This window comes from Caulobacter sp. GW822-FHT01G02 (assembly GCF_058802865.1).
On the sequence record NZ_JBXAON010000007.1, the window covers coordinates 98,203 to 117,555 of the forward strand.

Sequence of the window (19,353 nt, forward strand, 5' to 3'; positions counted from 1 at the left end):
AGATCGTTCAATAGCTTGGTCCCGCTGCCTCCTACCCGTCACACCACGTCGCATCCGCGACTTGAATGAACGGGAGAATTTCTATGGTTGGGGCACTCAGGACGGTTGTTGGTGTCGCCGCGCTCGCGCTTGCATCCACCGCCGGAGCCGCGCCGAAGGCGCCGCATATCGATAAGACCGTGGTGCTTGTTCACGGCGGCTTCGTTGATGGTTCGGGATGGGAGGGCGTTCACCGCATTCTTGTGCAGGACGGCTACAATGTCGTGGTCGTTCAAAACCCGACGACGTCACTGGCTGACGACGTCGCCGTCACCACGCGAGCGATCGCCTCGGCGTCGGGCGACGTTGTGCTGGTTGGGCACTCCTACGGCGGTGTCGTCATTTCAGAAGCCGGCCTAGATCCCAGGGTCAAGGCGCTCGTCTACATCGCCGCCTTCGCGCCCGACAAAGGGGAGTCTGTGTCGTCGCTGATCGCCAATCCGCCGCCGGGCGCCGCTGTTCCGCCGATCCTCCCTCCGGTGGACGGCTACCTGTTCCTGGACAAAGCGAAGTTCGCCAACGCGTTCCCTTGGCGCACGTTGCTCTGGCGTGCGGCTTTGCAGACCAGAGTCACATGACCAGACTCTTCAAACGCTCCACGGGAATGGCGCCGCGGACTTGGCAGTTGGCTAACCAGGTCCGGGTTTCCGATCTTGGGTGAGTGCGGTCGTGCGCCATTTTCTGACATCGACATCCCTCCGAAAACACGACGCTCGCCAATCCTGCGCGTCATGCGAGGAGGCCGCCAACAAGGCTAGAGCAAAGCCCGGCTGGCCCTCTGAAAGCGGACGCTCGGCAGGCTTCATTTCCAAAGCCCGCACGCGGCGAGACGCGCAGCAGCGTGAGCTATCCCGGGGCCTTCGGCGTCTCCCGCGGGCCGGCGGGCGCGTGCTGGGGCAAGCGCGGCAGGCCCGCGATCATGCCGTCCGGACGCGCCTTGGCCAGCATGCGCTGATAGGCGGGACGCGCTTCGATCCTGGCCTTCCAGGCCGCCACGTTCGAAAACTGCGACTCCTCGACCAGGTTCAAGCCGGTCGCGGCGTTGAGCGGGAACATCATCATGATGTCGGCGCTGGAGAAGGCCGCGCCGCCGAACCAGGGATGCTGGCCCAGAAAGTTCTCGGCGAACTGCACCACGGCCTCGGAGTCAACCAGGCGCGAGCGCTGCTTGGGCGGTTGGGCGGTCCAGGCGCGATAGTCGGAGAACAGGCGCGCGGCCAGGCTCCCCTCGGCATAGTGCATCCACATCAGGTGGTCGGGATAATCGCGGCTGTCCAGCGCTGGTTGCAGGCGCCCCGGGGCGTGTCGGTTGAGGATCAGCTCGATGATCGCGCCGGACTCGACCAGGACCTGGTCGCCGTACTTCACCGTCGGCGCCATTGGCACGACCGGGCTGAATTCGCGGATCAGGGCCATGGAGCCCGCCAGGTCGCCGCGCTTGAACTTGAGCTCATAGGGAAAGCCCAGCTCTTCCATCAGCCAGACAATCCGCTCGGAACGGCGCCCCTCCAGATGGTAGATCGTAATCGGCGGCAGAGGCGTGGCGGGCTTGGCTTTGGCCTTCGAGGCGGTCAGCGGCGCGGCGGCCAGGCCGGCCAGAGCGCCCAGCCAGGCGCGGCGTCCCATGGACTGTTTCATAGGGCTCTCCCAGAGAGATAACGTGATTGAGAAAGGCGGGGCGAGACGTCTGCAGCCGCGGCGTCCGTGCCGGTCGTCTCGCCCCCTCGCGGCGCCGGCAAGAGCGCCGCGAAAAGGGTCCTAGAAGGCCACGTCCAGGCTGATCCCGGCCCGGCGCACGGAGTCCGGGCTGAAATACTGGACATAGCCGCCAGGGTTCAGGGCGGTCACCGGCGACGGGGTGATCTGGGCGGCGTAGCGCTTATCCAGCAGGTTGCTCGCGTACAGCGCCACGCTCCAGGCCTTGTCCGGCGCCGAGACGCCGATGCGGCCGCCGAGCAGGCCATAGGCCTTCTGGATCGTCCCCGGGTCGCCGCTGATCGAGTAGTTGATGTCGCTCTGCCAGTTCCAGTTGGCCTGGAAGAAGCCGCGCAGGCCCGGGCTCAAGGACCGCTCATAGACCGCGCTGACGCCGTAGACCCAGTCGGGCACGCCCGCCAAGCTCAGACCCTTGGCGTTGAAGAAGCCATCCAGCGAGGCAGGGGTGGCCGGCGGCGCGCTGCACGGCCCGCCTTGGGCGATCTTGGGCTGGCCGAAATAGCACTGCACGCCGTTGAAGTCGGCATAGCGGGCGTGGGTGTAGGCCAGACCAGCCGTGAGGCTGAGGCCGTTGGCCGGCCGAGCCATCAGGTTGGCCTCGAAGCCCCGCGTCTTGATCTCACCGGCATTGGTGATCCGCGAGGAATAGGTGGCGCTGGTCAGGTCGGAGACCTGGGCCTGGAAGTTCTTGACCGTGGTGCTGTAGACGTTGGCGTTGACGATCAGGCGGCGATCGAGGAACGCGGCCTTCATGCCGACCTCGTAGCTGGTGGGAATCTCCGGCTGCACGCGCTGGTCGGCCAGGCTGTTGGCCGCGCTCAGGCCGCTGAAGCCAGGTCCCTTGTAGCCGCGCGACACCGTCGCATAGGCCATGATGTCGTCGCTGAAATTATAGCGCGGCCCGATCCGCCACGAGATGTTGGTGTTTTCCACCTCCTGGTGCAGGTCGAGCGTGACCGAGCCTGGGATGTAGACCGCGCCGGGCGTCGGGGCGCGGTGATAGTCCAGGGTGATCTCGTCGCGCGTGATCCGAGCCCCTGCGATCAGATCGAGCTTGGGCGTGATGTGCAGGCCGACCTGGCCAAAGCCCGCGAAGCTGGTCGAGTTGATGTCGTTGTAGGTCGAGGTCTCGAAGATCGTGCCTAGCGGCGCGCCGGGGATGATCGGCGCGACAACACCATTGGTCGCGGGCGTGATCCAGCTGAGCTGGCCCCGCTGGCGGATCAGCGACGAGGCCTTGGAGTGGTAGAGATAGAGGCCGGCGACATAGTCGAACCGCTCGCCGATCGGCGAGGTCAGGCGCAGTTCCTGGCTGAGCCAGTCGGTCTTCCCTGCCCCGCCATTGGTGTCGACATAGCTGACCGGCGTCAGGTCGCCGTCATAGAACGCCTCGCGCTTGACCGAGCGGTAGGCGCTGATCGAGGTGAGGGTCAGGTCGCCCAGCCCGTAGTCGATCTGCAGCGTGCCGCCCTGGGCGGTTGACTTGCCTTGCGATGGGCCATTGGCGGCGACCTGCAGGTTCTTCGGCCCCGCGACGATGCCGTAGCGGGCGTTCGTCACCGCCGGCGCGTAGCCCGGCGTGACCTTGCGCCAGGTCGATGAGCAACAGAAGGCGTCGTTGTCGGTGCGGTCGGCCGAGAAATAGACGGTCAGGTCGTCGCTGGGACGCCACAGAGCCTTCAGGGTCAGGGTGCTGACGTCCTGGGGATCGGTGAAGACATTGTCCTTGGCGACATTGCGGATCAGGCCGTCACGCTGATTGTGCGTGGCCACCAGGCGCAGGGCCAGGGTGTCGCTGACCGCCAGGTTGCCGATCGCCTGCAGGACCTGTTCGCCGCGCTCGCCATATTGCAGGTGCAGCTGGCCGCTGTATTCGTTCAGCTTGGGCCGATTGGTGATGAAGTGGACCAGGCCCGCCGAGGCGTTTTTGCCGAACAGCATGCCCTGAGGCCCACGCAGGATCTCGACCCGCTCGACATCGGCCAGGGTGGCCAGGCTGGCGGGATCGGCCAGCACCACGCCGTCGACGACCGTGGAGATGCTCTGCTCGATCCCCGCCGAGAAGCTGCTGGTGCCGACCCCTCGAATCGTCAGGCCCGAGGCGCTGCTGCTGAGGCTCTGCTTGAAGCGGACGCTGGGATCGATCAGCGACAGCTGCTGGGGCTGGGTGATGTTCATCGAGGCCAGCGTCTCGCCGCGCACGGCGGTGATGGCCAGCGGCACGTCCTGGACGTTTTCGGCCCGCTTCTGGGCGGTGACCATGATCTCGTCGACGACGACGGGACCGGCGGTGCGCGAGGCGTCGTCCTCGGCCAGGGCGCCGCCGGCGGCGAGCATCATGGCGACGCCGACCGACGCCCCCGTCAGCAGATCCGTCCTCGGACCTCGCGCCTGGACTCGCGATCGGCGGGTTTGGAAGGGCATGGCGCATTCCTCCTTGAGCCGCTGCGCGGCTTCTTTTGTGATCTGTCGGGCGCACGCCCTCGCCGCCCGCCAAGACGCGGTCGTGAAGGGCGGGGCGAGCCGTGCGGTTCGCCGGGATGTGGATCAGCGTCCGGGCCCGAAACGCTTAAGTAACGCTATCGTCACTTAATGAGACTGGCAACTGCTTTCGAACGATTGTTCGTCAGGCCGTGGCGCTGGGCCGTTGGGCGACGCGTTCGAGCCAGGCGCGGACGTGGCCGCAGTCCTCGGGGATGGCGACGCCGATCATCCGCCCGAAGTCCACCGTGGTCAGGGCGACGATGTCGGCCATGCTGTAGGCGGGACCGGCGATGAAGGCCTTGTCGGCCAGCTCGCCATCCAGCCAGCGGTAGATCCGATCGGCATGGGCGCGATTGGACTCGCCGAAATCCTTGTACTGGGTCAGCAGGCCGGCGGTTAGCGGATGGGTGTGCCGCCAGATGTGGGCGATGGGCGCCATCAGCTGGAACTCGATGCGCCGAATCCACATGTCGATGGTCGCCTGATCCAGGGCGGTTTCGCCGAACAGCGGCGGCTGCGGATGCAGGCCCTCCAGGTAGCGGCAGATGCTGACGCTCTCGCTCAGGAACGCGCCGTCGTCGAGCTCCAGAACAGGCACTTGGCCCAGCGGGTTCTTCTCCAGGAAGGCGGCGGCCTTGTGAGCGCGCTCGGCCAGCGGCACGCGTTCCTCCTCCAGGGTCAGGCCCTTCTCGGCCAGGAAGATGCGGACCCGGCGCGGATTGGGCGCGGGATTGTCTTCGCCATAGAGCTTCATGTGGTCGCCTCCCCTACGGCTTGCGCCGTGCGCGGGGTCTCAACGCCCGCCATTAAGTAACGGTATCGTCACTTAATGGCGGAGGCAACCGTCGTCTGCGCGGAAGGGATCAGGCGGTCTTGGCGGGGCGAGGCTCGCCGTACTTCTTGGCCAGGGCCTTGGCGCCGGCGACCACCGCCAGGGTGATCGCGTCGATCATGGCTTCGTCGTCGCCATCGCGGGCGTCCAGCGCGCCCGCGGTGCCGGCGACCATGAACCAGGCGTATTGCTTGGCCTGACGCGCGGGCAAGCCGAAGGCCTTCTGCAGACCCAGCGCCCAAGCGTCGGCGTCGGCCTTGCGGTTGGCGCGCGCCCGCTCCGCAAGGGGACCGCAGTCCCTGACCAGACGCAGGAACAGCTCGCCGCGCTCGTCGGCGCGCCGGCACCAGTATTTCAGGGCGCCGCGGACCCACTCCTCGAAGGTGGAGGCCGGGCCGACCTCGCTTGCCAGACGCTCGACATAGATCTTGGTTTCGCGGTCGAACAGCGCGGTCAGCAGGTCGTCGCGATCGCTGAAATAGCGGTAGCCCAGGGCTTTGGTGACGCCCGTGAGCGCTGCGACGCCATCCATGGTGACGGCCGCGACCCCGTGTTCGATGACGATCTGCGCCGCCGCATCCAAGAAGCGTTCGCGTCGTTCCGCCCCCTTCAAACGTCTCTGGGTCATGCCCGCACCGAAACTCCGACCATCCCCCTTTTTGACGTGAGCGGGCGCGAAGTAGCAAGGGCGGGCCTCGACCGAGATCACTCTCGCTGTCGCTACGTCTCGTAGGGCTCGGTTCGACGACCTTCCGAGCGTCCGATGGTCTCGCGCCAGGAGCCGACGTCGGATCGGGTCCAGGAACACTGGTGAGCGTCGACAACGACTATCATCACCGCGTGGTCGCCTCCACCAGATCGAGGCGCGCCCGGAGCGGATCGGCTTCCGCCTTCGGCCCTTGCGCGGCGAAGTCCAGGATCTGGTCGGTGGCGGCCTCGTAGCGCGGCCAGGCTGGCTGCCCCGTGGCGCTGGGGGTGCCGCTCTTGGCGAACCCAATCCAGTAGGCGTGGGCCGCTTTGGCCGCGGCCGCGTCGGCCTGGGTCAGCGCCGCGCCATAGCGGGCGTCGACCGTGTCGAACACAAAGGGGATCTCGGTGGCGTGCGGCGCGCCCCACCACTGGCTCCTCATGCTCTCGGCCACGTACGAAAAGCGGAACTGATAGACGGGCATGCCCTGCTCCGCCATCACGCGCGACACCGCGCGAGCGGGCTCGATGAACATGCGGTCGCCGGCGGCGGCCCAGCCATAGACCTTGATATCGCCGTCACCCTTGGGATCGTAGAGCGCCTCGGCCTCGGCGCGGCGGGCGCCGAACGGCGCGAAGACCTGATCGCGGCTTCCGCCGAAGAAGAAGCCGTCGGCGCTGGTCGCCCCGACCATCACCGGCATCTTCGTCCAGGCGCCGGCCTTGTAGGCCTGCAATGGCTCGCGGGTCATGATCTTGCCGTCCAGCATCGGTCCGCCGCCCCACGTCGGGGTGTTGGACGTCGCCATGTTCAGGCCGTCGACCACCGTCTCGGCCGGCAAGGCGCGAAGCGCGTCGAGCGCAGCAGCGTCGGTCCCGGAGACCCCCGCCTTGGCCGCGAAGGCCAGGCCTGCGGCCTCGGCCGAGCGCTGTCCGGCCGGGGCGGTCAGCGGAAGGGTCGGCAGCAGGCGCGGGCGTCCGCCGCCAGACTGGATAATGGCCTTGTGGAACAGGCCCTTGGCCTGGGGCGCGGTCAGCAGGGCGTGGACCGACATGCCGCCGGCCGACTCGCCGAAGACCGTGACGTTGTTGGGATCGCCCCCGAAGGCGGCGATGTTGTCGCGCACCCATTTCAGCGCCGCGATCTGGTCCATCAGCCCGTAGTTGCCCAGCATCCCGCCATCGGCGCCGACCGCCGTCAGAGCCGGATGGGCGAAGAAGCCGAACCGGCCGACGCGATAGTTGAAGCTGACCAGCACCACGCCGTCGCGAGCGAACCGGTCCCCGGCGTACACCGCCGGCGAGCTCCCGCCGTTGACGAAGCCGCCGCCGTATATCCAAACCATGACGGGCCGCTGGGTCTTGCTCTTCAACGCCGCCTCGGGCGCCCAGACGTTCATGTACAGACAGTCCTCCGCCGGCTGGACGCCCAGGGGGGCGGCGTCGCCGGGGAACGGGTTCTGCATGCAGTCGGGACCGTAGGCCTTGGCGTCCCGCGGCGCGGTCCAGGCGGCCGGCGGCTGCGGCGCGCGCCAGCGCAGGGCGCCCAGCGGCGGGGCGGCGAACGGCACGCCCTTGAAGGCGGCGACGCCATGGGCGCTTTCGCCCACGACCGGGCCCGAGGTCGTGGCCACGGTCGGGTCGGCGGCCAGGGCCTGGCTCGCGCCCAGACCGGCCCCAAGAACTAAGATGGCCGCCAGACTGGCGATACGGATGTTCATGGCTTTCCTCCCGCTCACGGCTTCAGCGTCCGCGCCTTGACCTTGGCCGCGCCCTTCAGGGTCGGGTCGGCCGAGGAGGCGCCTACGGCGACCTGATAGTCGCCGCCGGTCAAGGCCCAGCGATTGGCCTTGACGTCGAAGCTGGCCAGTACGCGCGGGTCGGCGGTCAGCGTGACGCGGCGTGTCTCGCCAACCTTGAGGTCGATCTTGTCGAAGCCGATCAGCCGCTGGGTCGCCTTGCCCGCCGCCGCCGTCAAATAGACCTGGGGCGCGTCCTTGCCTGGACGCTGGCCGGTGTTGGTGACGTCGAAGCTGACGCTCAGGGTCTCGCCGCCCGTGACCTTCAGGTTGGCGTAGGCGAACGTCGTGTAGGAAAGGCCGTAGCCGAACGGGAACAGCGGCTTGGCGCCGGTCTTGGCGAAGCGGCGGTAGCCGACGTCCGCGCCCTCGGAATAGACGACGTCGAACCGGGTCTTCTCCGGAACGGTCAGGCCCGGCAGTTGCGCGCGCGGATACTGGTCGATCGCGGCGGGGAAGGTCATCGGCAGGCGACCCGACGGATTGACCGCCCCCAGCAGCACGTTGGCGATCGCCTCGCCGCCCTTCGCGCCCGAGTACCAGGCCTCGACCACCGCGCCGGCCTTGTCCAGCCACGGCATCGACACCGGACCGCCGGTCTGCAGCACCACGATCGCGTTCGGATTGGCGGCGGTGACAGCGGCGATCAGGGCGTCCTGGCCGTCCGGCAGCGACAGGTCCGGCGCGTCCTCGCCCTCGCCCATCCACTGGTTGCCGAACACCACGACCACGTCGGCGGCCTTGGCGGCGGCCACGGCGGAAGCGACATAGCGGCCGTCGTCGAAGGTCACCTTAGCCTCGGGCCGCGCCTTGCGCAGCGCCGCCAGCGGCGAGGAGCCATTGAAGTACTGGCTGCGGAACGGGCCCATCATGCCCTCCCCGCCCAGCGGCACGACGCGCTTGGCGCCGCCGGGCGGCACGACCTGGGAGGAGCCGCCGCCCGACAGCACGCCGGCGTCGGCGTGTCCGCCGATCACGGCGATCGTCTTGACGGTCTTAGCCAACGGCAACAGACCGTCGCGGTTCTTGAGCAAGACGATCCCTTCGGCGGCGGCGGCCTGGGCGACAGCGGCGCCGGCGTCGTAGTCAATCGCGCCGCCCGGCTCGACCGGCTTGTCAAACAGTCCTGCGGCGAACATCGAGCGCAGGATGCGGCGCGCGGCGTCGGAGATACGAGCGGCGGGGACCTCGCCCTTCTGGACGGCCGCCTTCAGCGGTTCGCCAAACCAGGTGGTTCCGTCCAGTTGCTCGCCGGACTGCTGGTCCAGGCCCTTGAGAATGTAGTCGGTGGCGTGGACCGCGCCCCAGTCGGACATCACCCAGCCCTTGTAGCCCCAGTCGCGCTTGAGCACGTCGTTCAGCAGGTGCGGGTTACCGCAGCTGTAGTCGCCGTTGACCAGGTTATAGGCGCACATCACCGACCCGGGCTGGCCCCTCTCGATGGCGATCTGGAAGGCCAGCAGGTCGCTTTCGCGATGGGCGGCCTCGTCGATCACCGAGTTGGCGAAGTGGCGCTTGGTCTCCTGGCCGTTCAGCGAGAAGTGCTTGACCGTCGAAACGATCCCCTGATCCTGAATGCCCTTGATCGCCGCGCCGGCCAGGTTGCCGGCCAGCCAGGGATCCTCGCCGAGGTACTCGAAGTTCCGGCCGTTGCGCGGATCGCGGGCCAGGTTGACGCCGCCAGCCAGCTGGACGTTGAAGCCCTTGGCCCGCGCCTCGCGGCCAACCACCGCCCCGCCGTCATAGGCCAGCTTGGTGCTGAAGGTCGCCGCCAGCGACAGCCCTGACGGCAGCGCCGTGGCCCCGTCGCCCGGGCGCACGTTCAGAGGATTGGTCACACCCAGGCTGGCGTCGCTCTCGTTGACGGCCGGCACGCCCAGGCGCGGAACGCCGGGAATGTAGCCGGCCGAGCCGATCGCGCCCTCGGGCTTCTTGATGCCGAAGATCGGCATCGACATCGGGCCGTGAAGCAGACCGATGCGCTCGTCGAGCGTCATCTCCTTTTCCAGCAGCGCCGCGCGTTCGTCCGGAGAAAGCTTGCCGTTCATCCAAGGCCGCGAGGGGGCCTGCGCTTCGGCGGCGGAGGCCACGGCGAGCACAGCAAGGCTGGCGGCGGCGATCAGGGGGCGGTTCATGCGGTCGTCCTCAGTAGGTCAGGCCGAAATGGATCGGGTACAGCGGAGCCCTGGAGTCGTGGGGCGCGTCCTCGGCCTGAGCCTCGACGGCCGCCATCGACGAGGGCAGCTCGAATGGCAGCCGGCCGCGCGGCGCGGCCTTGCCCGTCAGGGCGTCCAGGAAGGCTTCGTCGCTGGATCCGAAGTCGCCGATCAGGGCGGTCGCCTTGTCGCGCAGATTGGTCAGGATCGCCGGCCGATCGAGGTAGACGGCGACGATGGTCGGTACCTTGGCCGAGGCCGTCTTGATGGCCTCGTAGTCGGCCGTTCCATCCTTGAACGACAGGTCGCCCTCGTGCTGCATGGCGCCGAACACGAAATTTGGATGCAGGGTCTCGAAGGGGGCCGCCGTCCGGATGATGGCCAAGTCGGCCTGGGCCAGATCCTCGACCGAAACCAGGCCATGGGCGCGGGCGACCTCGGCCGAGACGCCCCTCAGCCAGACCTTCTTGCCGCTGGCCTTCAGCGGCAACAGGCCGTTCTTGTTCTCCAGCAGCGTCAATGCCGCGCTCTGCGCGGCCAGCCCCTCGGCGACGAAAGCCTTCGAGCCGACCACCGCGGCCGCGGACTTGGGATCGACATAGGGGTTCTCGAACAGTCCCTGCTCGAACTTGATCGCCAGGATGCGGCGCGCCGCGTCATCAATGCGGCCCCGCGGAATCTTGCCGGCCTTGACCGCCGCGACCAGCTCGGCCGTGTCCTCGACGCCGCCGAACTGGTCGAGCCCCGCGTTCACGCCCTTGGCGTAACGGTCGACCTTGCTCAGGCCCTCGACGCCCCAGGCGGTGGAGAGGCCCGCGAAACTGGGCTTCACTCCGGCCGGGAAGCCGTTCAGACAGGTCTCGCCGCAATCGTTGGTGATCGCCCAGTCCGAGACGACGATGCCCTTGAAGCCGTGCTTGGTCCGCAGTTGGTCGGTCAGCAGTTGCCTGGAGAAGCCGGACCCGACCTGCTCGGCCGGCTGGCCGTCCAGCGCCAGGTCCTTGAGGATCGCATAGGTGGGCATCACGCCGACCACGCCGGCCGCGAAGGCCTCGTCGAACGGCCTGACGTGCAGGTCGAACTGACCGGCCGGGAAGACGGCGTAGCGGCCGTAGCTGTTGTGGCCGTCGAAACCCTTGGCCGAGGCGCCGTAGCCGACCCAGTGCTTGACCACCGCCGAGACGCCGTTCGGCGCCAGGTTGGTATCGCCGCCCTGGAAGCCTTGGACATAGGCCTTGACCATGCGGCCGACGAGGTCGGCGTCTTCGCCGAACGTGCCGTTGATCCGCGACCAGCGCGGCTCGGTGGCGAGGTCGGCCATCGGCGACAGGGCCTGATGAATGCCGACAGCGCGATATTCCTGGCGAGCGATGTCGCCGAAGCGGCGCACGAGCTTGTCGTCGCCGATCGCCGCGAGGCCGGTGGCTTCGGGCCATTGCGAGAAGCCGGCGGCGGCGACGCTGGCGCCCGCCAAGAACTGGAAGTGGTGGCGCGGATCGGTGCTGATCGTGACGGGCACGCCTAGACGACCCTGCTCGGCGATCGCCTGGACGGCGTTGTTCTGTTCGGCCAGCCAGGACGGGTCGCCGGAAAGGCGGGTGATGAAGGTGGTGACGTAACGGTCCAGGATCAGGGGTTTCAGCTTGGCGAGGTCATAGCCCTGCCCTCGCCCCGGAACCACGCCGCCCAAGGCAGGCAAGGTGCCGTGCATCATCTCGCCAGCCTTTTCCTCCAGCGTCATCCGGGCGACGAGGTCAGCCGCGCGCTGGGCGCTCGACAGTCGCCAATCCTCGAACGGCGAAAGCTTGCCGTCGCGATCGAGGTCGCGAAAGCGCAGGCCCTCGACACTGATGATCTTGCCGTCGCGAACGCCGAGGTCAGGCTGGGTTGCGGCGGCGGCCGCCGAGCTGAAGGCGGCCATGACGGCGGTCGAGATCAGGAGACTTCGAAGGGCGAGCACGTTGAACTCCATACAAAGAAGGCCCCCCGGCGCGCAGGATACGCCGGGGGCGCAAGGTCATTGGGAGGCTAGAAACTGACCCCCAGACGCAGGCCGTAGGTCCGCGGCGGGGCGTAGAACTCGCCATTGCCGTTGGTCGCCAAGCCGGTGGTCGAGTTCGGCGACGAGGCGGTGCGCACGTCGTCATTCTCGAGGTTGCGGACATAGCCCTGCAGGGTCCAGCGATCGTCGGCGCTGGTGTAGGTCAGGCTGACGTCGGTCTTGGTGAAGCTGTCCTGCCGGTTCTGGGCGAAGCCGTGGTATTCGAGGTTCTTGCCGCTCTCGTAATGGGTCTGGACGCGGCCGACGACCTTGGCGCCCGAGGCGATCTCCCAGGTGTGTTGGTAGCCGACGTTGACGCTCCAGGTCGGGGTGCGGGCCATGCGGCAACCGGAGAAGTCGGTCGACCGAGGCGCGGCGGCCGCGAAGTTGGTCTTGAAGCAGCCCGTGCCGCCAGCGTTGGCGTTGTTGTTAGCGAAGGCGTCGCCCAGCGGCAGTACGAAGTCGGTGTAGCGGGCATGCAGCCAGCCCAGGGTGGCGTCGATGCGATCGTGCTCGGTGACGACGAGATTGCTCTCGAACTCAAAGCCGTACACCCGGGCCTTGTCGGCGTTTAGCGTGACCGACGCGTTCTGCCCGGCGATGGTCCCGACCGCCGTGACTTGGAAGTCACGATAGTCGTAGAGGAAGCCGGTGGCGTTCAACTGCAGGCGGTTGTCGAAGAAGCGGTTCTTCACACCGGCTTCGTACGAGGTGATTTTCTCGGGCTCGTAGACGTTGTTCTCGACCCCGTCGTAGTAGCCGCCGGCCTTATAGCCCGTGGCCACGTTGGCGTAGAGCATCGAGCTGCTGGTCAGGTCGAAGTCGGCGCCTAGCTTCCAGTTGGTGGCGTCCCACTTGGCGTCGGCCAGGTTCTTGATAACGGTCGAGGTGATCGCCCCGGCCGAATTGGTCAGGAAGGTCCCGCCGTCACGCGCCTTGCGGTCCTCGGTGTAGCGCAGGCCGCCGGTGATCCGGAACCGGTCCGTCACCTCGTAGGTGCCCTGGCCGAACGCGGCTATCGACTTGGCTGTGACTTCCGGCTGAATGAACGACAGGTATGAATTGGGCGCCAGCAACACCCGGAAGTCGACATTGTTGTCCTCCGTGAAGCGGTACAGCCCCACGACCCACTTGAGCTTGCCGGTGTCGCCGCCCAGGCGCAGCTCATGCGACCAGGTGGTGTCTTTGCCCTTGAAGTAGTTGGGCGCGCCGGTGCTGGCGTTCTCGCCGCTGCGGTCCAGGCGCGAGAAGTTGTAGCCGGTCAGGTAGGTCAGCGTGGCGAAACCAAGGTCCAGGTCGGCCTGGCTGTGAGCGCCGAAGAACTTGTTGTTGCGATAGAGGTTGGTGGCGCAGTTGCAGGTCCACGGATCGTTGTTGGACAGGGCCGCGCCATAGCTCTTGTCGCCGCCGCCGGCGCCGCCCTGGTGCAGGTAGTCGGCCCCAACCCGCAGCGAGAACGTGTCGCTGGGCTTCCACAGCAATTGGACGCGGGCCGACTTGTCGTCCTGGTCGTAGCGATCGTTGCCGCCAGTGCCGGGGCCCTTGTTCAGCGCTTTCACATAGCCGTCGTGGCGCGCGGTCTGGAACGCGGCGCGCACGGCGAGGGTGTCGCTGATAGGTAGGTTGACCATGCCCGAGGTGGTGATGGCGCCGTAGTTGCCAATATCGACCGAGCCATTGCCCTCGTAGTCGAATTTGGGCTGCTTGGTGATCACGTTGATCGCGCCGGCCGTGGCGTTACGGCCATACAGCGTGCCCTGAGGACCACGCAGAACCTCGACGCGATCGACGTCGTAGAACAGCGCCCCCACCGATGTGGAGCGGGCGATGTAGATGCCGTCCATGTGATAGGCGACCGCCGGATCACCGACCTCGGTGACATTGGTGCTGCCGATGCCGCGCAGGAAGACCACGGCCGCGCCCGAGCCACTGGAGCTGATCTGCAGCGCCGGCACCTGCGCCGACAGGTCGACCACCGTCTTGATGCCTTGCGACTCCAGCTTGTCACCCGTCACCGCCGACACGGTGAGCGGGGTCTTCTGGAGGTTTTCACTGCGGCGTTGAGCGGTCACGACCACTTCATCGAGCTTCACGGCGCCGGCTTCCTGAGCCGCCGCGCCAGGCGCGTGAAAGCTCACGGCCGCCATGGCGGCCGATGCGAACAGGAGACTACGCATCTCTTTCCCTTTGTCCTGCCTGGACTCGGAGCGCGCCGACGCGAACGCCGGACGCCACCAACCCAGCGGCGCCATCGGCGCCTGTTTGCGTTTCCTTGGGCCCCTTGTTCCGAGGCCTTTTCCCGACGCGGTCGTCGTCGCCAAGACGGCTACGACAACGTTGTCTTAAACTAGACAGCACAATTACGACAACGTTGTCTATGGATGTCGTTATTGACACCGCTGTCGGAAATTTCGGCCAGCGAACGGAATTCGCCTCCGACAAAGGCCCATGGCGAAGCTTTGTTCGCCGGCCTAACGCCAACGCCGAAAATCGATCGCGTCGGGCGCGCTCCTGGGCCGATCCGGCCTAGGCCGGCGGCGGGGCGGCCGAGTCCCTCTGGACGAGGCTATAGTCCAATTGGCGCGCCGCGACTCGGGCGCGAAGCCTCTCATCCCCGAATCCGTCGATCAGCATCTCGACGGCGGCCTCGGCCATTTCGGCGGTCGGCTGATGAACCGTGGTCAGGCGCGGCCAAGCCGCTTCGGCCGTCGGCGTGTCGTCGAAACCGACCACGGAGAGATCGCGCGGCACCGACAGTCCGTGTTTGGCGGCGGCGGCCAACGCGCCCACCGCCATCTCGTCATTGGCCGCGAAGATCGCCGTCGGACGCTCGGGCAAGGCTAGCAGGCGCTCCGTCGCGTCGAAGCCGGACAGACTGAGAAACTCGCCCTTGGCGATCCACTCAGGCCGTGGCTCGACGCCTCGGTCCCGCAGAGCCTCGATATAGCCTTGCCGGCGACGCGTCGCCGAGCCGTGATCGGCGGGACCATCGATAAAAGCGATCCGTCGATGGCCCATGTTCCATAGCCGCAGGGTCTGCTCCCGCGCCGCCTTGCGATCGTCCATGAAGACGTACGGCGAGCGCTCGAACTCGCGGTGCGGCGCGATGCGCACATAGGGCAGACCCGCCGTCTCGACCGCCGCCAGAACCTCGGGATCATCGCAGGTCGGCGGGGTCAGCACCACGCCGTCGAACCGGGCGTCGCGCAAACCTTCGGCGAACCCCTGGACGCCACCTACAGCCTCGGGCGGCAGCACCTGCTCGACCACCAGATGGTAGCCCGCCCGCCGACAGGCGCGCATGGCGCCCACCTGCACCTCGCCCACATAGTGATAGGCTCCGACGCGCATGAAGATCACGCCGATGAGATAGCTGCGGCGGCTGGACAGCGAGCGGGCCGAGACGTTCGGGCGATAACCCATCGTCGCGACGATTTCCAGAACCCGCGCCCGGGTCTCGTCCCCCACGCCCTCTTCCTGGTTGATCACCCGCGAGACCGTCTTGATGGACACGCCAGCGGCTCGGGCGATATCGACGATCGTGATTTTCCCGGTTGGCGGATCGCGCTGCATACGGACACCTATCGAAATCGATAACGCGAAGCGAGGATTTCAAGCGCAGGATTGTCGCGACTTGTTGATCCACGACGGAGCGCCGCCAAGTCCACGACACCAGGCTATGGCCTGAGGAGATTGGGCCATTCGCCCAAAGCGTCCGCGCGGCCCAGACAGTCTGCATCAGGTTGCTCGGAAGCCGGCCCGCCAGCGCTAAGGTTTGGGTGGGCGCGGACCGCCGGTATTTGAGCGCGCTGAGGGACCGTACGGCATTGAAGAGCCGCCGCCGGTCTCGATCGGCGCCTGGCTGAGCGCACCGACCAGGGCGCCTGCCACCCGATACACGCCACGGCTCAGCGGCCACCCGCCCTGAAAAGAGGGGAATACGCCGTTGCAGACAATGTCCCAGGCTCGGCGCGGCCGAGCCACCAGGGCGACCTCATGTTCGAGGAACGGTCATCGCCATCAACCCGAGAATCATTCTCATTTAAATTGATATTGGTTCTCATTCTCTGTAGAGCGACCGCCCAGATGGATCGCTACGGAGTCGGGCTGTGGGTATGGGTAGGGGTAGGGCGTCGGCGGTTTGCATGGCGACGCTGATCAGCATCGCGGGCCTCGGCGGGTCTGGTCTTGCCTGGGCGGACGACGCGCCGACGGCGTCAGCCGAGGACGAGCCCGACCTGACGATCATCATCACCGCCCGCGCCCGTCAGCTCTATCGCGCGCAGGAGACCACCAGCGGCAAGCTGGAGACCCCGCCGCTGGAGTCCAGCCTCAACATCCAGGTCCTGAACGAGGAGCTCATCCGCGACCAGGGCGCACGCGACGCCCAGGACCTCTATCGCAACATCGCCGGCGTCAGCCTGTTCTCCTACGCCGGAGTCACCGCTCGGGGCTTCCGTCAGGAGGAGATCTTCTTCGACGGCCTGCGCGGCGACCCCTATGTCGCCTTTTCGGTGCCGCAGCTATTCAATGTCCAGCGACTGGAGTTCCTGAAGGGGCCGGCCGGCATGCTTTATGGCCCCGGCGCGCCGGGCGGCCTGTTCAACTACATCACCAAGACGCCCAAGGACGAGTTCTCGGCGCGGGCCACGGCGGTGGTCGGCGCCGAGGCGCGCAGGGGTGGTTCGGTCGAGGTCGAAGGCCTCCTGCCAGGCGACAAGGCGCCGGCCACCCGGCTGGGTGTCTTCTACGAGGACCGCAACACCCCGCGCCGCAACTCAGGCAGCGAGGTGCTGATCCTGGACGGCGGGATCAAGACCGATCTCGGCCCGGCGGCCCTGACGCTACAGGCCACCCGCTACGAGCAGAACCTGCAGGGCAACCGCCTGCGCGGCGTGCCGACCGACAATCTGGGCCATTTTCTCGCCGACCGGCGCTGGAACCACAACGAGAAGAGCGACTTCCTCGACCTGACGGCCAATGTGCTGCAGGCGCGCGTGGCATGGCCGGTCAGTGAAAACCTGACCGTCGACGCGGGGCTGCGCTACTCGAAAAGCGTGGAGCGCCAGCAGTATCACGAGCCGCGCGGCCTGACCGACAGCGACCGTGACGGCGTGCCGGACCTGTCACGCCGCGAGTTCCGCGATCAGGAGCGCGATCTGGAGCAATTGAGCTTCGGCGCCAACGCCGTCTGGTCGCGCGACTTCGGCGTGGTGCGCAATCGCGTGCTGGTCGGCGTCGACGCCTATCGCAGCGAACTGATCAACAACAATCGGCCCTCGCTGCTGGGCGGCTTCACCGCGGTGGCGGGCTTGCCCGCGCCGTTGAGTCTGACCCATCCAGTCTACGGCGTCACCGATCCCAAGACCTACAAGCTCAAAGCCCGCGTGCGCACTTCGGCCATCCAGGAACGGTCCGGCGCCTATCTGCTGGAAGAAGCCACGATCGGTCAATTCATCGCCACCGCCGGCGTGCGTTTCGACCGCTATGAGGACCGGTCCGACGCCAGCACCTTCGAGGACGAGAAGGCAACCTGGCGCGCCGGCCTGGTCTGGCGCGCCCGTCCCGACGTTTCGGTCTACGGCCAGTGGGCCCAGAGCTACGAGCCGCAGAGCGTGTCCAGTCAGGACCCGCGGGCGGGCGGCCCCTTCGCCCCGACCGAGGGCGAGATCCTGGAAGGCGGCGTCAAGACCGAGCTGCTGGGCGGCCGTCTGCAGTCGACCATGGCCGTCTATAGGATTGTCCGCGGCAATATGCTGCAGAACGATCCGCGCGGCGACGTCGACGGGGATGGCGTCGACGATCTGGTCGCGTTCGGCGAGGTGACCAGCAAGGGCGTCGAGTTCGACCTGGCCGCCGACCTGACCAACAACTGGGTGCTGACCGGCTCCTACGCCTACAACGACACCCGCATCACCAAGACCAACGGCGCGACGGTGATCACCAACAGCGTCGGAGACCGCTTCGCCAACGCGCCCAAGCACAAGGCCGGCTTCTGGACCCGCTATCAGTTCCCCAAGCTGGGCCTGGCCCTGGCCCTGGGCGGTGACTATGTCGACGTCCGCACCTCGATCAGCGGTCAGAAGGTGCGTCCCTATACGGTGTTCGACGCCTCGGTGATCTACAAGCTCGGGCCGTGGTCGACGCTGCTACGGGTCGACAACCTGTTCGACGAAACCTACGCCGCCTCCGGCTTCATCGACCGCACCGGCCACTTCCCCGGCAAGCCGCGGTCGGTGTTCCTGGAAGTGTCGCGGGAATGGTGAGCGTCGAGCGCGCCCAGACGGCGGCGACGCCTCGGCGCGCCGCCAAGCCCAAGGCCTCGCGTCTGTGGTGGAGCGTCCACCAGTGGGTGGGGCTGAAGCTGTCGATCCTGCTGGCCTTCGTCTTTTTGACGGGGACGATCGCGGTGTTCAGTCACGAGATCGATTGGGCGTTGCGGCCCGCCCTGCGCGTCGATCCAGCGACGGTCCACGGTCCCATCGCCTGGTCGGCGGCGGCTCGCAACGTCGCGGCACTGCACCCCGACGCCAGGATCCTTTTGCTGGACGAGCCCATTGACCGGGGCTTCGCCCTGACCGCGACGATCCAGAAGCCGGACGGCGTCCGCGCCTTCGTCTATCTGCACCCCTCGACGGGGGCGGTGCGGGGCGAGGGCCCGTGGGTCGGGGCCCATCGCGTCCTGCGCAACATGCACCGCCACCTGAACCTGCCCACCCCGATCGGGGTGCCGATCGTCTCGGCCTTGTCGATCCTGCTGCTGATCAGCGTCGGCACGTCCTTCGTGGTCTACAAGAAGTGGTGGCGGGGCTTCTTCAAGCCGGTGCGCTGGCGTGACGCCCGCACGGCCATGGGCGATCTGCACCGCCTGGTGGGATTGTGGAGCCTGTGGTTCATGGCCCTGATCGGCGCGACGGGCCTTTGGTACCTGGCCGAGAGCACCGTGGCCAAGGCCCCGCCCTCGCCGCGCGCCAAGGTCGCCGCCGTCAAGCTGGACACCCGGAAGCTGGCCGACCGGCTGGAGACCAGTCTCAGCGCGGCCCAGACCGCCTATCCCGGCCTGCGCATCCAGCGCATCGCCTTTCCGGCCGGCAAGGTGGGCGCCTTCCAGTTCGCGGGCCAGTACAAGGCCGTTTTGGTGCGGGAGCGGGCGAATGTGGCCTGGACCAACCCGGCCACCGGCGCCGTGGTGCTGCTGACCGACGGGCGCGAATTGACCGTCCACCAGCGCATTTCGGAAATGGCCGACCCGCTGCATTTCGGCACGTTTGGCGGGGTGTGGACCAAGTTGATCTGGTTCGCCTTCGGCCTGGCTCTCACCGCGCTGGCGGTGTCGGGTGTGGCGATCTACGCCTTGCGGCTGTCGCGCGAACAGCGGGCGTCGGCCATTTGGGCGTCGGCATGGCGCGGCATGGGCGCCTGGCGCTGGCCCGCCCTGGCCGGGATCGGCGTCGCTCTGGCCCTGCTGCCGGCGTTGTTCCTCGCCGCGGGTGGCGACTAAGGCGCCCCCCTTGACGCTCAGCAACCCGTCCGGCCTTTCGTTCCACCAAGCGCTTCAGGGCGTTTTCCCTTCGAGGCGAGCGGCTCGTCAGGGAACTG

General features: G+C 67.4%; 13 protein-coding genes. 4 read left to right on the plus strand and 9 right to left on the minus strand.

Annotated elements, in window-relative coordinates:
* Positions 1–83 precede the first annotated feature (83 nt).
* The gene (locus AC1RNC_RS20000) at positions 84–617 is read left to right on the plus strand and encodes an esterase/lipase family protein (RefSeq protein WP_492888040.1); all 534 of its coding nucleotides are present in this window, start codon (positions 84–86) and stop codon (positions 615–617) included.
* On the plus strand, positions 569–700 hold the full coding sequence (locus tag AC1RNC_RS20005; RefSeq protein WP_492888041.1) for a helix-turn-helix domain-containing protein: 132 nt from the start codon (positions 569–571) through the stop codon (positions 698–700). The genes AC1RNC_RS20000 and AC1RNC_RS20005 overlap by 49 nt, the downstream gene beginning before the upstream one ends.
* 185 nt (positions 701–885) lie before the next feature.
* On the opposite strand, the gene AC1RNC_RS20010 is transcribed toward AC1RNC_RS20005, so the two are convergent.
* From AC1RNC_RS20010 to AC1RNC_RS20050, 9 genes are all read right to left on the minus strand, one after another.
* A complete protein-coding gene (locus tag AC1RNC_RS20010; protein ID WP_492888042.1) occupies positions 886–1,677 on the minus strand; it encodes a glutathione S-transferase family protein in 792 nt (263 codons plus the stop codon).
* A 120-nt stretch (positions 1,678–1,797) separates the two neighbouring features.
* Positions 1,798–4,179, minus strand: coding sequence for a TonB-dependent receptor (locus tag AC1RNC_RS20015; protein ID WP_492888043.1), 2,382 nt, complete (start codon positions 4,177–4,179; stop codon positions 1,798–1,800).
* 202 nt (positions 4,180–4,381) lie between these two features.
* A complete protein-coding gene (locus tag AC1RNC_RS20020; RefSeq protein ID WP_492888044.1) occupies positions 4,382–4,993 on the minus strand; it encodes a glutathione S-transferase family protein in 612 nt (203 codons plus the stop codon).
* 109 nt (positions 4,994–5,102) lie between these two features.
* Positions 5,103–5,699, minus strand: coding sequence for a TetR/AcrR family transcriptional regulator (locus AC1RNC_RS20025; RefSeq protein WP_492888045.1), 597 nt, complete (start codon positions 5,697–5,699; stop codon positions 5,103–5,105).
* A gap of 205 nt (positions 5,700–5,904) precedes the next feature.
* A complete protein-coding gene (locus tag AC1RNC_RS20030; protein ID WP_492888046.1) occupies positions 5,905–7,479 on the minus strand; it encodes a carboxylesterase/lipase family protein in 1,575 nt (524 codons plus the stop codon).
* 14 nt (positions 7,480–7,493) lie between these two features.
* Entirely contained in the window at positions 7,494–9,692 is a 2,199-nt protein-coding gene (locus AC1RNC_RS20035) for a beta-glucosidase family protein (protein WP_492888047.1), read from the minus strand.
* A 10-nt stretch (positions 9,693–9,702) separates the two neighbouring features.
* Positions 9,703–11,673 (minus strand): glycoside hydrolase family 3 protein, encoded by a 1,971-nt coding sequence (locus AC1RNC_RS20040; protein ID WP_492888048.1) that lies wholly within the window; start codon positions 11,671–11,673, stop codon positions 9,703–9,705.
* Positions 11,674–11,741: 68 nt separating this feature from the next.
* Complete coding sequence (locus AC1RNC_RS20045) at positions 11,742–13,931, minus strand: TonB-dependent receptor (RefSeq protein ID WP_492888049.1); 2,190 nt, start codon at positions 13,929–13,931, stop codon at positions 11,742–11,744.
* Between the two features lie 349 nt (positions 13,932–14,280).
* Complete coding sequence (locus AC1RNC_RS20050) at positions 14,281–15,327, minus strand: LacI family DNA-binding transcriptional regulator (protein WP_492888050.1); 1,047 nt, start codon at positions 15,325–15,327, stop codon at positions 14,281–14,283.
* A gap of 572 nt (positions 15,328–15,899) precedes the next feature.
* Between AC1RNC_RS20050 and AC1RNC_RS20055 the strand changes: the two genes are divergently transcribed.
* Together AC1RNC_RS20055 and AC1RNC_RS20060 are read left to right on the plus strand one after the other, a co-directional pair.
* Positions 15,900–18,020 (plus strand): TonB-dependent siderophore receptor, encoded by a 2,121-nt coding sequence (locus tag AC1RNC_RS20055; protein ID WP_492888051.1) that lies wholly within the window; start codon positions 15,900–15,902, stop codon positions 18,018–18,020.
* The gene (locus AC1RNC_RS20060; protein ID WP_492888052.1) at positions 18,014–19,255 is read left to right on the plus strand and encodes a PepSY-associated TM helix domain-containing protein; all 1,242 of its coding nucleotides are present in this window, start codon (positions 18,014–18,016) and stop codon (positions 19,253–19,255) included. Before AC1RNC_RS20055 ends, AC1RNC_RS20060 begins: the two co-directional genes overlap by 7 nt.
* Positions 19,256–19,353 lie beyond the last annotated feature (98 nt).